The organism is Streptomyces sp. CA-179760, from assembly GCF_050937045.1.
Taxonomy (GTDB): Bacteria; Actinomycetota; Actinomycetes; order Streptomycetales; family Streptomycetaceae; genus Streptomyces.
Window position 1 is genome coordinate 8,667,815 of record NZ_JBNJLZ010000001.1, and the last position, 14,280, is coordinate 8,682,094.

Genomic DNA, 14,280 nt, shown 5'->3' on the forward strand with positions numbered 1-14,280 from the left:
CTCCTACTTCTGGAACCGGGAGATGAAGGCCGCGCCGAGTACGACGGTGCCGACCGCGATGGGCTGGTAGTACTGCGAGATGCCGAGCAGGGTGAACCCGTTGATGAGGCTCTGGAGCAGCAACGCGCCGGTCACCGTGCCGAGCACGGAGGCCTTCCCGCCGAACAGGCTGGACCCGCCGAGGACCACCGCCGCGATGGAGCTGAGCAGCAGGTCGGTCTGGAGGCTGGGGTCGGCGCCGCCCGTGCGGGCCACGAACAGCACGGCCGCGACCCCGCAGGCCAGCCCGGAACTCGCGTACGCGATCAGCCGGATCCGGTTGACGTGGATGCCCACACCCCGCGCGGCCTCGATGTTGCCGCCGGTCGACAGCAGATAGGTGCCGGTACGGGTGCGGTAGAGAAGGAAGCCCACCAGTGCGGCCACCACGAAGGCCAGCACCCAGAACCAGCGCACCGGGCCGATGCCGTTGATCGCCAGCGCGCGCAGGAAGTCCGAGTTCACGGGGACGGTGTTGCCGCTGGTCAGCAGCAGGGTGAGACCGCTGACCACGGAGAGCGAGCCGAGGGTGACGATGAAGTCGGTCATGTTCAGCCGGGCCGCCAGCAGACCGTTGACCACGCCCACCGCCAGCCCGGCCAGCAGGGCCAGGCCGATGGAGACGGTCAGTCCCCAGCCGTTGGTGTAGGCGTACCCGAGGACCGCCGCCGACCAGGGCAGGTTGGAACCCACCGAGAGGTCGATACCGGCGACGGTGACCACCAGCTGCTGGCCCATGGCGAGGACCAGCAGGATCGAGGCCGACACCAGCAGGTCGCTGATGTTGGACGTCGTGAGGAAGTCGGGCGTGGCGATGAAGAAGACGAGGAACACCACGCCCAGCCCGATCGGGGCGGCGTAGCGTGCCGCCGCCTCGACCGAGAAGTCCAGGCCGAGCCGGCCCGGCGCCTGAGTGTCAGCCATGATCAGATCACTTCCCGGCCGAGGAGAGCGGGTTCTCGAACGGGACGAACGGCTGCGGGGCGGAGCTGATCGCCTTGTCCACGTTGGTGGAGTCGATCAGGGCGATCGGGGCGACGATCCGGCTGGGCACCTTCTTCTTGGCGACCAGGTCGATGCAGGCCTGCACGGCCAACTGGCCCTCGGCGTACGGGTACTGGGAGATCGTGCCGCTGAGGGTGCCCGCCTTGACCGCCTCCAGCGCGGCGCTGATGCCGTCCACCGAGATGATGGAGACCTTGCCGGTCAGACCGGCGTTGCGGACCGCCTGCGCGGCACCCAGACCCATGGTGTCGTTGGCGGCGAAGATTCCGGTGATCTTCGGGTGGGCCTTGAGGATGGCCTCGGTGACCGTCTGCCCCTTGGCCTGGTCGTAGTCGGCGGGCTGGGTGGCGACGATGTCCAGCTTGCCCGTGACCTTCTCCGTGAAGCCTTTCTGGCGGTTGATGCCGTTCTGCTCACCGGCGATGCCCTGGAGGATGGCCACCTCGCCCTTGCCGCCCATGAGCTTCAGCAGACCCTCGCCCGCCTGCTCACCCGCCGACAGGTTGTCCGAGCCGATGAACGAGGCGTACGACACCCCGGCCTGCTTCGAGGCGTTCGCGTCGATCTGGGTGTCCAGGTTGAGGATCGGGATCTTCTTCTGGGCGACCGGGACGAGCGGGGTGATCACGTTGGTGGCGTTGACCGGCACGACGCCGAAGCAGTTGAAGCCCTGGCCCGCGAGGGTGGAGATCTTGGCGTTCTCACCCGTGCTGTCGGTCTCCGACGCGCCCGCCTGGACCTCCACCTTGACGCCCTGCTTCTTGCCCTCGGCTATCGCACCGTCGCGCAGCGCCGCCCAGTAGGGGTTGGTGAAGTTCCGGGTGACGATGGCGATCTTGGCCTCGCCCGCCTTGCTGCCGCTGTCGGAGCTGTCTCCGCCCCGGCCGCAGCCGGCCACCACCAGCAGCATCGTCGCGGCGGCGGCGACAGCGGTGGCGGAACGGACTCTGCGTGCGGTGCGGTTGGCGGTGGCGCCGGAGTGGGCGGTGACGTTGGTGTTCATGGGAGTGCCTTTCGTCGCGTCATTGCGTCAAAACGGGGTGGGGTGAGGTCCGCGCGGGGCGTGGGGCGCGGGGAGCCGCCAGGACTCCGAGGCCAGGGGAGGCTGGGTCGCAGTCCGGGAGTTCATGAGTCCGGGAGCCGGTAAGTCCGGGACCGGGGGCCGAGTTCGAGGTCGGGGCCAGGTGAGCCCGGGGCCCAAGTGAGGTCGTAGTCCGTCGTACGGGTCAGGCGTGTCGTACGAGTCGTACGAGTCGTACGAGTCGTACGAGTCGTACGGGTGTACGCGGCGTACGAGTCGGGCATTGGTGCGAGCCGGGCGCCATAACCGCTCGCCCGCTCCGACCGCTCGCCCGTCGGCGCTATAAGCCCTCGCCGATCATCGAGTCGCCCCCGGTGAGGTCCGGGCAGCCGCAGGAGCCGCGGGCGATCAGGGTGGTGGGGTGGGTGATGCGCCGTACCGGGAGGTCGGGGTCGGCGATCTTGGCCAGGAGCCACTCGACGGCCGAGCGGCCCAGCTCGTCGAAGGGCTGCTGCATGGTGGTGAGCGCGGGCACCGTGTACTCGCTGCCGTCGATACCGTCGAAGGCACAGACCGCCACGTCGTCGGGGACGCGCTGCCCCAGTTCGGCGGCGGCGCGAAGGACGCCGATGGCCTGCTCGTCACTCGCCACGAAGAGCGCGTCCGGATGTCCCGCCTCCGCGAGCATCCGCCAGCCGGCCCGGTACCCGTCGGCCCGTCCGAACGGCACATGTGTCAGCGACGCGCTCTCCGGATCCCGCCCGGCCTCGACGAGGGCCCGGCGCCATCCCGCGACCCGGTCGACCGTCGGGTGCACGCCCTCCAGCCCGGCGATGCACCCGATCCGCTCCCGGCCGTGACCGAGCAGATGGGCGGTGGCCTGGTACGCGCCGCCCTCGTTGTCGGTGAGCACCTGCGTCGCCCCTGGCAGGTCCAGCTCGCGGTCGAGCACCAGCCGGGGCACGGTCTGGTCGGACAGCTCCGCGACCCAACTGTGCGGGCCGTGGATCGGGACCACGATGAGCCCGTCCACCTGCCGGTCGAGCAGGGTCCGGATGTACGTCGCCTCACGGGCATCGTCACCCATCGCGTTGCCCAGCAGCATCGTGTAGCCGGAGGCGAAGCCGACATCCTCGATGACGCGGGCCAACTCGGCGAAGAAGGGGTTGGAATTGTCGGGCACGACCAGCCCGAAGGTCATGGTCCGCGAGGTCTTCAGGGACCGGGCCACCACGTTGGGGCGGTAGCCGAGCTCGTCTATCGCCGCGAGGATCCGCTCGCGGGTGGCGGGGGCGACCTTGCGGGGGCCGTTGTTGAGGACGTAGCTGACCAGGGCCTCGGAGGTGCCCGCCAGACGCGCCACGTCGCGGCGAGTTGCCATCAGACCCTCCATCGGCTCGGGGCTGCGTTCTGGAAGCATCAACTCGTGTTGTCAACACGAGTTGATGCGGTTGCGTTCGATGAATATCGACTGCTCATCCACCGATGCGCAAGAGGTTGCCCGAAATCATTTGGTAAAGAGTTCGAAACCTTGCTTTGTAGGTGAAAATCGGGCGGGACCTTGATCGCCACCTCGGTGATCACCTGATCATCGCGGCGGGATGTGTTCGTCGAGGCCCTCGATGATGAGTTCAAGGGTGACCCGTTCGATCTGGAGGGCGCGGTGACCGCTGTGGCGCTCAAGATCGAGGACGAGGACGAGGACGAGGCACGGTGGATCGTCAACTGCCTAGCCTCGAAGTTTCGTGACGGTCCGCGACGGAGTCGGTGGACCGTTCTCGTGCCGTGGGCTGAGGTTGTGCATGCTCAGGACCCGAGTGTCGTCTCGGGGTGGCGCCGGGTTCCGCTGCTCCGGGTGTTGAGCTGCTGTCGTAGGAACGGGGATCCCTTGGTCAGCCGGGGTTCGGCAGGAGTGCGAAGCGTTCGAGGGCTGTGGTGATGTGGCTGGTCCAGGGCCAGTGCCGGGCCAGGCGGAGGATTCGCCGACGGCCGGTGGTCACGAGCTGTCCGGCCGTGGTGAAAAGGCGGAGCCGTAGTCGGCGGGGCTCCCAGAGCCGGGCTTTGCCGGTCAGAGCGAGCATCGGCATCCAGGCCAGCAGGTTGAGAGCGATCTGCACGATCTCCAGCCAGATCCGGTTCTGGGCCTTGCGGTGCAGGGGCAGGTTGCGCAGGTGGGTGACCCGGGATCCCGCTGCCCGGCCTTCCACCCGGTGGCGGACTCCTCGAACCGCATCACCCCGTACCTCGCGATCCGCTCCGCTTTCGCCTGCCCCCGCGGCGCCGCCCGCTTCGCGTTGTAGACCTCCGTCAAACGCCCGATCGCCCCGTCCTGGGTCGCGAACCCGGACTCCTTCACCTGCTTCCCCGCCGCCGACCGATACCGCACCTTGTGCGGGTGCGGGCACTTCGACCACCGCGACCGCGGATGCTCACACTCCTTGAAGAACGAACCCATCCCACGAACCAAAGCAGTGGCGCTCATGGTTGCTGACTCCTCCGGGACCGATGATGACGGTTTACTAACCGTCGGCGGTCCGGAACGCCGTTGACCTGTACTGATGCGCGCAGAGTCCGCTATGTTCTGGAACTGGATCGGGCGGACCCAGGAGGAGATCGAGCAGGCGCGGCGGGACTGGATGGAGGGTGCAAGGTTCGGGGAGGTGAAGGGGTGCGACGGGGCTCCGCTGCCCGCACCGGAACTGCCGCCGGTGCCGTTGAAACCGCGGGGAAGGGTGCGCTGACCTGCGTAAACGCGTCAACGTTGGTGGCCGCGGGGCGGAAGACTGTCGGGCTGCGACGCTCATTTGACGCTCGTTCTGATGGGGCGTCAGGCGGCTGATCGGGCAGGTCGGGCCTCGTCAGGGCGGGAGCACCGATGGTGCGCCCAAGGTCGGCGACGCTGGTGAGTGCACGTCACGGACAACTGGGGCCGAGCTGCCTTCACTTCTCCGGCCTTGACAGGGCTTCGTGGGCGTCGGCCGGTCAACCGCGTTGCCGACGGGCGCGCAGAGCGGCCCAGTGGCGCAGGCGCTCGGTGATCTGGGCTTCGTAGCCGTTGCGGGTGGGCTGGTAGTACGTCTCGCGGCGCATGTCGTCGGGGAAGTAGTCGGCGCCGGAGAAGCCGTCGGTGGTGTCGGGGTCGTACTGGTAGTCCTTGCCGTAGCCGAGGTCCTTCATCAGCCGGGTCGGGGCGTTGAGGATGTGGGCGGGTGGCATGAGTGAGCCGGTGCGGTGGGCGGCGCGGTGTGCGGCATTGAGGCCGCGGTAGACGGCGATGGATTTGGGGGCGGTGGCGAGGTAGACGACGGCCTGGGCGATCGCCAACTCGCCCTCGGGGGAGCCGAGTCGCTCGTACACGTCCCAGGCGGCGAGTGTCTGCTGGACGGCGTGCGGGTCGGCCATGCCGATGTCCTCGTTCGCGAAGCGGACCAGGCGGCGGGCCACGAACAGGGGGTCCTCGCCGCCGTCGAGCATGCGGGCGAGCCAGTACAGGGCCGCGTCCGGGTCGGAGCCGCGCATCGACTTGTGGAGCGCGGAGATCAGGTTGTAGTGGCCCTCCTGCGCTTTGTCATACAGCGGGGCCCGCTGCTGGATGTGATGGGCGAGCCCGGCGGTGTCCAGGGTGGTCCCGGTGTCCGGGAGGGCATAGAGCTGTTCGGCCATGTTGAGGAGGTAGCGGCCGTCGCCGTCCGCCATGGCGATCAGGGCGCGGCGGGCGTCGTCGTCCAGGGGCAGACGGTGGCCGGTGAGCTGCTCGGCACGGTCGAGCAGCGTGGACAGTGCGGCTTCGTCGAGGCGTCTGAGGACGAGGACCTGGGTGCGGGAGAGGAGGGCGCCGTTGAGTTCGAAGCTCGGGTTCTCCGTGGTGGCGCCGATCAGGGTGACTGTGCCGTCCTCGACGTAGGGCAGGAAGCTGTCCTGCTGGGCACGGTTGAAGCGGTGGATCTCGTCGACGAACAGCAGGGTGCCCTGGCCGATGTCGCGTCGGCTGCGAGCGGCGGCGAAGACCTTCCGCAGATCGGCCACGCCGGAGAAGGTGGCAGACACCGGTTCGAAGGCCAGGTCGCCGGCGTCCGCGAGGAGCCGGGCGATGGTCGTCTTCCCGACGCCGGGCGGGCCCCACAGGACGGCGGAGCTGAGGCGCTGCTGGGCGACCATGCGGCCCAGTGGGGCGTCCGGGGCCAGGAGGTGGTTCTGCCCGACGACTTCGTCCAGCCGAGTGGGGCGCAAGCGGTCGGCGAGGGGTCGGGCGGGCTCCTCGCCGAAGAGCGGCAGGGTCGCTTCGGTCGGTTCCATCGGTCTCTCGGGTCGCAGGCGGACGGGTGCGTACGTGTGCGGACATGACGAGCCTCGCACGGGGCACTGACATTGATGCCGGTACTCAGGTTCAGGCGTCGGCTCAGCCGCTCGTGGGGAGGCTCGCGGCGCTCATCGAGCCCCGGGGCGGTCACGCTGCGGCAGCCGCTCGACGGCCAGGTCGTAGGAGTCCTCGACCACATCGGTGACCAGCCGCTCGGTGATGCCGGGACCTGCCCCGAGCGAGATCCAGTGCCGTTTGTCGAGATAGCGGCCCGGTGTGATCGAGGCGTGGTCGTGCACGTACGTGCGGGCGTGTTCTGGTTCGCACTTGACCGTGATGATCTGCTCGTCCGGGTCGTCGGTGACGATCAGGAACACCTTGCCCGCGACCTTGTAGACGTCGAGTCCGGGGGCGAAGGGGTAGCCGTGACTGACGTCGGGCAGGGCCAGCGCCGCCCGGCGGGCGGTGTCCTGGATCCGGTCGCCGGCCGCGCTCACCCGGCCACCCGCGTGCCGGTGCCGTAGGTGTGCGGGTCGACGGGCCGCTCGGCCCTGGGCAGGAGGGCGACGACGAGCCGGTAGGACTCGGTGACGAGCTCCCGGACGAGCTCCTTGTCGACGCCCTCCCCGCCCTCCAGCGTGATCCAGTGCTTCTTGTTCATGTGGTAGCCGGGCGTGATGTGGCTGTACTGCTGCCGCAGGGCGTGGGCCTCGGCGGGGTCCGACTTCAGGATCACGACGGGACGCCCCGGGACTTCGGTCATCAGCGTGAACACCTTGCCGCGTACCTTGTAGACCTCCCAGTCGGGGCCGAAGGGGTGCTCCAGCTGGGCTCCGGGGAGTTCCTGCGCACAGTCGGCGGCGGTCTTGTGCAGGGTCGGTCCGTTCATGGGCGGTGGGCCTCCTCGGGCGATGACGGACTGCGGTGGCGAAGGCATACGGGCGGGAACACGTCCCATCCTTCCCTCGAAACCGACGAGGACGGCGGTAGGCTGCGGACACGTGATGGTCGACAAGCGACACCCCAGACCGAGCGGGCGGGCCGGACAGGCCGTGTTTCCGTTGTACGGTTTCCAGCCGCCGGTCGGCACTCCGTACGGCCTCGAGGTGAGTACCGTCGAGGACTTCTTCGCCCAGCACGACGACTGGCCGTGGAACCCGCCCCGTCCGGGCCGTGCCACCTTCCACTACCTCATCGCGGTCACCGAGGGTGAGCTGCGGCACGACGTCGACCACGTCACGCGGACCGTCGCCCCCGGCCAGTGGCTGTGGGTGCGTCCCGGACACACGCAGTGCTGGCATCCGCCCGGCACGGCCCGCGGCCCCTTCATCCTGTTCGAACCGGACGTACTGCGGCCCGACCTCGCCCACCTCCTGGCCCCGCTCACCGCACACGACGCCCCCGCCGTGCTGAGCCCGCACCCCGAGGACGCCGCCTGGCTCCGGCAGACGGCACTCCAGCTCCTGTCCGAACACCGCGCCCTCGGGCGCCGCCCCCTCGACGTCCACCACGCCCTGCGCCGCAGCCTGCTCGAATCTCTGTTGCTGCGCCTGGCCGACACCCCGGGCCTTGCCCCCGTCGGCCCGGCCACGGTCGGCACGGGCCCCGCCGACCGGTACGGGCGCTTCCTGGACGCCTTGGAACTGCACTTCCGCGAACTGCACCAAGCCGCGGACTACGCCGAGTTGCTCGGCTGCTCGGTCCGCACCCTCAGTCGTGCCGCCCGGGACGCCACGGGCAAGGGGGTGCGTGAGGTCATCGACGAGCGGCGCCTCCTGGAAGCCCGGAGACTGCTGGGCGGCGCCCGGTGGGACGCCCGGACGGTGGCCGCCCACCTCGGCTTCACCGACCCCACGAACTTCGGCCGCTTCTTTCGCGACCGCACCGGCCTCACCCCCGCCGCCTACGCGGCCGGCGACACCACGACCCACCCCTGAGCGGAGCGCGGCGGCTGACCGACCTCTGACCGCCCGCGGGCCGGCCACCTTGCCCGGGGCCCGGCTTGCGGTGGGTGGCGAACACCGGGCCGCGCACTGCCCTCTGGCTTTCAGTCCGGCCGACAGGGCCCGGCCCTTCAGCCGTTTGCCGTATCGCTCAGCAAGGAAGTGTCACCTGCTGACCACCAGGTGACCGCTGCGCGCCAGTCGTTTTGTCGTATCCCGGGAAACGATGGGAGACGTCACCGCGAGCGACAAGCCGCCGACTCACCACTCGAAGTATCCGAATCGCGCTGGAAGGACATGTCATGACCGCCTCCGCTCCCAAGGCTCCGACTGCACCAGGGGTGCGGTCCTGGTGGGGGATCCCGTACGCCACCGCCGAGCGGTACCGCCGTCCCGTGGTCGCGGACTTCGATCCAAGCCTCCCGTACGACCGTAAGGGCGTCGTCTCTGTCCAGCCCGACAGCGGCGACTGGCTCGAAGCGGACAGCGGGATGGGCGAGGACTGCCTCAACCTGAACGTGTGGGCCCCCGAGCAGCCGGCCGACAAGGCGCTCCCGGTGACCGTGTACATCCACGGCGGCGGATTCGAGTACGGCGCGAACACGCAGGTCACCTCGAACGCCGCCGGACTCGCCGCGACAGGGCGGGTGGTGAGCGTGTCGGTCAACTACCGGCTCGGCGCCCTGGGCCCGCTCTCGCTCTCGCAATACGGCGGGAAGCTCGCCGAGGCCAGCAACCTCTTCCTCCAGGACATCATCGCCGCGCTCACCTGGGTCAGGCAGAACATCGCCCACTTCGGCGGCGACCCCGACAACATAACGGTCTACGGCCACAGTGCCGGCGCCTACTCCACCTTCGGACTGCTCGGCGCCGCTTCCGCCGACGGCCTGTACCGGCGCCTGGCCGGGTTCTCCGGCGGGCCCGCGCGTTCTATCCCGGCCTGGTGGGCCGAGGAGCTCGCGCACCTGTTCGTCACCGAACTCGGTGTCGCGGACAACCCGGAGAAGCTGCTCGACCTCGACCCGCTCTCCCTGCGGGACGCCCTGCGCAAGGTCGCCCCGACGGACCTCGGAGTCCGCGGCGGGGTGGACAACAAGGCCACCGGCGTCGTCCTGGACATCGGGCAGCCCGGCGCGGTGGTGCACGCCCACCCCATGGACGTCCTCGCCTCGGGCACGCACCGCGATGTCGACATCCTGCTGAGCATGGCCAGTGACGACATGGGCTGGTGGGTGGCGAACGACCTCGACCGCTTCGACCCGCATACCCTCGACCGCGTCGTCGACGAGGTCGCGGGGTGGCGTGTTTCCCGCTCCCGCGCGCAGAAGATCGTCGACGCCTACGACCAGGGCGGCCGTACCCCGGCCGAGGTCCGCGCCGCGGTCATGGCGGACTACCTCTTCGCGCTCCCCGCCGCCCGCGGCGCCCTGGCGCACGCCGCCGCCGGCGGCAACGCCCACCTCCTGATGATCGGCCCCGCCGAGGGCGCGCCCGCCGTGCACGGCACCGAGATGTACGCCCTGGTCGGCCAGGAAAAGCCGGGCCGCAGCGCCGAGCAGGCCGAGCGCGATACCCGTATCCGCGACATCGTCCTCGACTTCGCCACCGGCGAGCACTCCCGCCTGTGGCCCGCCGTCACGGACAAGCCCACCGCGGAAACCGTCGGCAACGCTCCCTTCGAGGGCACCGCTCACTACCAGCGGGCCCTCGACCTGTGGGAGGGCATCGCCCGCCCCTGACGGCCGTCGGGCGATACGGAAGAGCGCAGCGGACAACACGGAGTGAGGTACTCGGTATGAGCCAACCGACAGCAGCCGGCGACGCCGCACCGGCGACGATGAGGGCCGTCGTCGTCACCCGGCCCGGCGGCCTCGACGCACTGGAGATCAAGGACGTCCCAGTGCCCGTACGCAAGCCCGGCTGGGTGCGGATCAGGGTGAAGGCATTCGGCGTCAATGAATCCGAAGTCACCACTCGCAAGGGTGGGTCGGACGCGGAGGTCACCTACCCGCGCATCCCCGGCATCGAGGGCGTCGGCATCGTCGACCAGGCCGACGAGAACAGTTCGCTGAAGCCAGGACAGCAGGTGGCCACGATGATGGGCGGCATGGGCCGCTCCTACGACGGCGCCTACGCCCAGTACGTGACCGTCCCCGCGGCGCAGGTCATCCCGTTCGAGACCGACCTGCCGTGGGAGGTCGTCGGTGCGCTGCCGGAGATGTTCCAGACCGCCTACGGATCGCTGACCACCGGCCTGGACCTCAAGGCCGGGCAGACGCTGCTGATCCGCGGCGGCACCTCCACGGTCGGGCTGAGCGCGACCACGATCGCGAAGGAACTCGGAGCCACCGTGCTGTCCACCACCCGCAGCGCGGAGAGGTCAGGGGAACTGCGGGCCGCGGGCGCCGACCATCCCCTCGTCGACAACGGAACCCTCGCCGACCAGGTGCGCGAGCAGATGCCGGACGGTGTCGACGCCGCACTGGAACTGGTGGGCTGCTCGGTCCTGGCCGACACCCTGCGCACGGTCCGTCGGCACGGCACGGTCTGCTTCACCGGAGCCCTGGCGGGCCAGTGGACGATCCCCGACTTCAGTCCGTTCATGATCCCGGGCGGGGTGCGGCTGACCAGCTACGCGGGCGAGGCCGCCGACCTCCCGGCCGACGTCCTCGCCCACCAGCTCCAGGCCATCGCCGAAGGACGCCTCAAGGTCCCGGTCGCGAAGGTCTACCACGGCCTGGAACAGATCCGTGACGCACAGGCCGACCTCGAGTCCGGCACCACGCCGGGCAAGCACGTCGTCGTCCTGGACGACTGAAAACGGATCGCGGGACGCGACAAGGCCATCGGACACAGCGAGTCGATCGGCTCGAACCCGCACATCGTGCGCAGTGGGTACATCAGCCCGGCGGCGCCCGTCGAGGAGGCGCGGGGAGCTGTTTTTCTGACGGCACAACGACGGTTCGCTCCTGCTGGTCATCGAGAATGCGGTCCAACCGTCGCGCGTAACGTCCGCATCTCCTGCAACCCACCATTGGAGTCCGGTGGGTTCCTGTGGGGGGATGAACCGGACCTGACCCAGGTCATCCAGCGGGTTCTGGCCCAGCCCATCCCGATGCTGCCACCACGCAGCCGCCTCACCTTCCTTCTGGACAGCCGTGACAGGTTCAAGAGCACTGAGCTGCCCCGCGCGTACACGTACACGGTGAATGCGGACGGTCCTGTTGGTGGAGTGGAGACGTTGGAGTTCACCGTCGACCTTGACGCCGTGGCATGGGCGCTGCTGGAGGAGCTGCCCACCAAGAAGCTGGAGGCCAAGCTGGGGGACAGGACCTGGCCGACGATCAGCGCGGCCCGGCCGAAGTCGCGGAGTGGACGCGCATCGTGCAGCTGCAGGACGACAAGCGCCACCAGGAGGTGGAAGCCGCCCGCCGCGCCGTCACACCCGACGTGCTGCGTCACGCCCTGCTGCGCGCCCTCGCCCGCATCGGCCTGCTGGACTCCCTCAGCGAGGACGAGCGGGCCGCCGTCAACTGGCTCTCCGACCCCGCGGCCGCGTTCGCCGTCAACGCGCTGTTCGCCCGCGCCCACGAAGCCGGAGCTGGTCCGCGCTCGGGACAGGATGGCGCCGCACCTGTTGCATTGGATATCGTCAATGCCAACCAGCGCTGAGCTGCACTGACGCACCTTGAGGGGCGTCGCTTTATGCCTCTGCCCCAGAGAACAGCCAGCTTCCGGACGCGGCCGCGCTGGACGGCGTTATGCGACCTGTACGGGTGTCTCAGGTGCTCGGTGTCTCAGGTGGCTTGTCCAACCGGGACGTGGCCGGCGTTGTTCTCGTCCCTCTCCACCTCAGGCACCGCGGCGAGCTCGCGTTCCGCATGTGCATGGCTGCGGCCCGAACCTCTGCTCCACTTCATGGGCCAGCCCCGAGGGTCGGACGAAGAACTTCCGGATGCCGGCCCCGCAGCTTCGAGGAGCGGCTGGCGAACCTCCGGCACAGCGGCGTGTTGCGCGGGAACACGACCATCTGGCCCGACGCACCAGTGATCTGCTTCAGCGAGGTCAGGGTCATCGTCAGGATGCGGTAGCTGGAGATGACTCTCGGAGCGGTGTGATGGCCTGGTCGATCAGCGTTTTCGCGAGCTCGTGCGCGTCGTGGGCCGGCTGGGTGTCGTTGAGTGAGGTCGAGAGGGCGCGGGTGCCTTCATAGAGCAGGGCCAGCTGCCGGGCCAGCGTTTCCGGGTCGCGGGCACCCGCTTCGGCGGCGACCTCGGCCAGGCGGCGGGTGAACTCCCGTTTGTGCTGCTCGACCAGTTCGGTCACCTCGGGCATGGTTCCCGCGGCCTCGACGGCGGCGTTGTGGAACGGGCATCCGCGCACCACCCCGTCCGGACGGGTCGTGGGTTCGACGAGGAACACCGCGAGCAGTCGCGCCCGCGCATCGAGATCCTCACGCGCCAACTGCACCGCGGCGGGCCGCGGAGTCTCGTCAATGAAGCGCCGCAGATAGGCGGCGACGATGGCGTCCTTGCTGGGAAAGTGCTGGTAGAGGGTGCGCGTGGACACCTGTGCCACGTCGGTAAGGCGGGCGATGCCGGTGGCGTGAATGCCGTCTTGCGCGAACAGTTCCGCCGCGGCCCGCAGGATGCGGTCCCGCGCGCCCCGCCCGCCCCGGCGGATCGATTCGGTATTGGTCACACCCCCGAGTATAGCGATCGTTTTACTTCTGACGGAGTGGCCGCTACCGTCAAGTACAGCGATCACTTTACTTACTGGGAGGACGCCATGCAGTACCTGACCTTCGGACGCAACAACGGCCTACGTGTCTCGGAATACGCCTTGGGGGCCGCGACCTTCGGCACCCGGTGGGGCACCGGCAGCGACCTTGGCGAGAGCACCCGGGTGCTCGACCGGTTCGCAGATGCGGGCGGCACCTTCATCGACACCGCCGAGAGCTACCAGGCCGGCGAGTCCGAAGAGATCCTCGGGGAGCTGCTGTCCACGCGGCGCGACCGGTTCACCCTCGCGACGAAGTTCGCCATCGGGATCGACCCCACCTCGGGCGTCCAGGGCACGGGACACTCCCGCCAGGCCATGATCCGGGCGGTCGAGGGCAGCCTGGCCCGGCTGCGCACGGACCGCATCGACCTGCTGTGGGTGCACTTCCCCGACCCGGTCACCCCCATCGAGGAGACCCTGCGCGCACTGGACGATCTTGTGCGGTCCGGGAAGATCCTCTACGCCGGGCTGTCGAACTTCCCGGCCTGGCGCACCGCTCGCGCTGTCACGCTCGCCGAGTTGCGCGGCTGGGCGCCGATCGTGGGCGCGCAGTTCGAGTACAGCCTCGTCGAACGGTCCGCCGACCGCGAGATCCTGCCGATGACCGAGGCGCTGGGCCTGGGCGCGACAATGTGGTCGCCGCTGGGCGGTGGGCTGTTGACGGGCAAGTACCGCCACAACACGGAGGGACGGCTCACCACGCTGGGGCAGTTGATCCACACCGAGGACAGCGCGCAGAAGACCACGGTGGTCGACACGGTCCTCGAGGTCGCCGACGAGCTCCAGACGGTGCCGGCGCAGGTCGCGGTGGCGTGGCTACGACACCGGGCCGCGATCTCCACGACCGGGATGGTCCCGGTGATCGGGCCCCGCGACGTGTCCCAGCTGGACACCTACCTCGCAGCCCTGGACGTCCAGTTGAGCGAGGACCAGTTCCAGCGCCTGGACAAGGTCAGCCGGATCCCCCTCGGCCAGCCCCACGATTCCGTGGCCGAGCGCACCCCGACACTGCTCGGCGGCCCGGACGTCGACTTCCGGCCCCCGATCGTGCCCGTCGCCTGACAGCGGGACAGCGGGACAGGGCACGATGGGCAAGGCCGCCCCCGGAACCGTCACGACGGTGACGCACGAGGTCGTGCAGCTCTCGATCCACACGGGAGTCTTTCGACGACTTCCGCACCAGCTACAAG

General features: G+C 69.4%; 12 protein-coding genes and 2 pseudogenes. 6 read left to right on the plus strand and 8 right to left on the minus strand.

Annotation, left to right across the window (positions count from 1 at the left end; genetic code table 11):
- Positions 1–3: 3 nt before the first annotated feature.
- From ACQEV8_RS39195 to ACQEV8_RS39210, 4 genes and pseudogenes are all read right to left on the minus strand, one after another.
- Complete coding sequence (locus ACQEV8_RS39195; protein WP_432970643.1) at positions 4–963, minus strand: ABC transporter permease; 960 nt, start codon at positions 961–963, stop codon at positions 4–6.
- A gap of 7 nt (positions 964–970) precedes the next feature.
- Positions 971–2,047 carry a sugar ABC transporter substrate-binding protein gene (locus tag ACQEV8_RS39200; RefSeq protein ID WP_432970646.1) on the minus strand — a complete coding sequence of 359 codons (1,077 nt, stop codon included), beginning with the start codon at positions 2,045–2,047 and terminating at the stop codon, positions 971–973.
- Positions 2,048–2,405: 358 nt separating this feature from the next.
- Positions 2,406–3,446, minus strand: coding sequence for a LacI family DNA-binding transcriptional regulator (locus ACQEV8_RS39205; RefSeq protein WP_432970649.1), 1,041 nt, complete (start codon positions 3,444–3,446; stop codon positions 2,406–2,408).
- Positions 3,447–3,957: 511 nt separating this feature from the next.
- Positions 3,958–4,284, minus strand: a pseudogene (locus ACQEV8_RS39210) (transposase); the annotation flags it as partial.
- 348 nt (positions 4,285–4,632) lie between these two features.
- Here ACQEV8_RS39210 and ACQEV8_RS39215 point away from each other — a divergent pair.
- A pseudogene (locus ACQEV8_RS39215) lies at positions 4,633–4,806 on the plus strand (pirin family protein); the annotation flags it as partial.
- 241 nt (positions 4,807–5,047) lie between these two features.
- On the opposite strand, the gene ACQEV8_RS39220 reads toward ACQEV8_RS39215, so the two are convergent.
- From ACQEV8_RS39220 to ACQEV8_RS39230, 3 genes are all read right to left on the minus strand, one after another.
- On the minus strand, positions 5,048–6,361 hold the full coding sequence (locus tag ACQEV8_RS39220) for a replication-associated recombination protein A (RefSeq protein WP_432970652.1): 1,314 nt from the start codon (positions 6,359–6,361) through the stop codon (positions 5,048–5,050).
- A gap of 132 nt (positions 6,362–6,493) precedes the next feature.
- The gene (locus ACQEV8_RS39225) at positions 6,494–6,862 is read right to left on the minus strand and encodes an MmcQ/YjbR family DNA-binding protein (RefSeq protein ID WP_432970655.1); all 369 of its coding nucleotides are present in this window, start codon (positions 6,860–6,862) and stop codon (positions 6,494–6,496) included.
- On the minus strand, positions 6,859–7,254 hold the full coding sequence (locus ACQEV8_RS39230) for an MmcQ/YjbR family DNA-binding protein (protein ID WP_432970658.1): 396 nt from the start codon (positions 7,252–7,254) through the stop codon (positions 6,859–6,861). Before ACQEV8_RS39230 ends, ACQEV8_RS39225 begins: the two co-directional genes overlap by 4 nt.
- 217 nt (positions 7,255–7,471) lie before the next feature.
- On the opposite strand from ACQEV8_RS39230, the gene ACQEV8_RS39235 reads away from it, so the two are divergent.
- The 4 genes from ACQEV8_RS39235 (at position 7,472) to ACQEV8_RS39250 (ending at position 11,980) form a co-directional block, all read left to right on the plus strand.
- Positions 7,472–8,302, plus strand: coding sequence for a helix-turn-helix domain-containing protein (locus tag ACQEV8_RS39235; protein WP_432970661.1), 831 nt, complete (start codon positions 7,472–7,474; stop codon positions 8,300–8,302).
- 308 nt (positions 8,303–8,610) lie between these two features.
- A complete protein-coding gene (locus ACQEV8_RS39240; RefSeq protein WP_432970664.1) occupies positions 8,611–10,047 on the plus strand; it encodes a carboxylesterase family protein in 1,437 nt (478 codons plus the stop codon).
- Between the two features lie 56 nt (positions 10,048–10,103).
- Positions 10,104–11,126 (plus strand): alcohol dehydrogenase catalytic domain-containing protein, encoded by a 1,023-nt coding sequence (locus ACQEV8_RS39245; protein WP_432970667.1) that lies wholly within the window; start codon positions 10,104–10,106, stop codon positions 11,124–11,126.
- Between the two features lie 566 nt (positions 11,127–11,692).
- The gene (locus tag ACQEV8_RS39250) at positions 11,693–11,980 is read left to right on the plus strand and encodes a hypothetical protein (RefSeq protein ID WP_432970670.1); all 288 of its coding nucleotides are present in this window, start codon (positions 11,693–11,695) and stop codon (positions 11,978–11,980) included.
- 405 nt (positions 11,981–12,385) lie between these two features.
- Here the strand turns inward: ACQEV8_RS39250 and ACQEV8_RS39255 are convergent, their stop codons facing one another.
- Entirely contained in the window at positions 12,386–13,009 is a 624-nt protein-coding gene (locus ACQEV8_RS39255) for a TetR/AcrR family transcriptional regulator (RefSeq protein WP_432970673.1), read from the minus strand.
- Positions 13,010–13,096: 87 nt separating this feature from the next.
- Here ACQEV8_RS39255 and ACQEV8_RS39260 point away from each other — a divergent pair, with 87 nt between their 5' ends.
- Complete coding sequence (locus tag ACQEV8_RS39260) at positions 13,097–14,152, plus strand: aldo/keto reductase (protein ID WP_432970676.1); 1,056 nt, start codon at positions 13,097–13,099, stop codon at positions 14,150–14,152.
- Positions 14,153–14,280 lie beyond the last annotated feature (128 nt).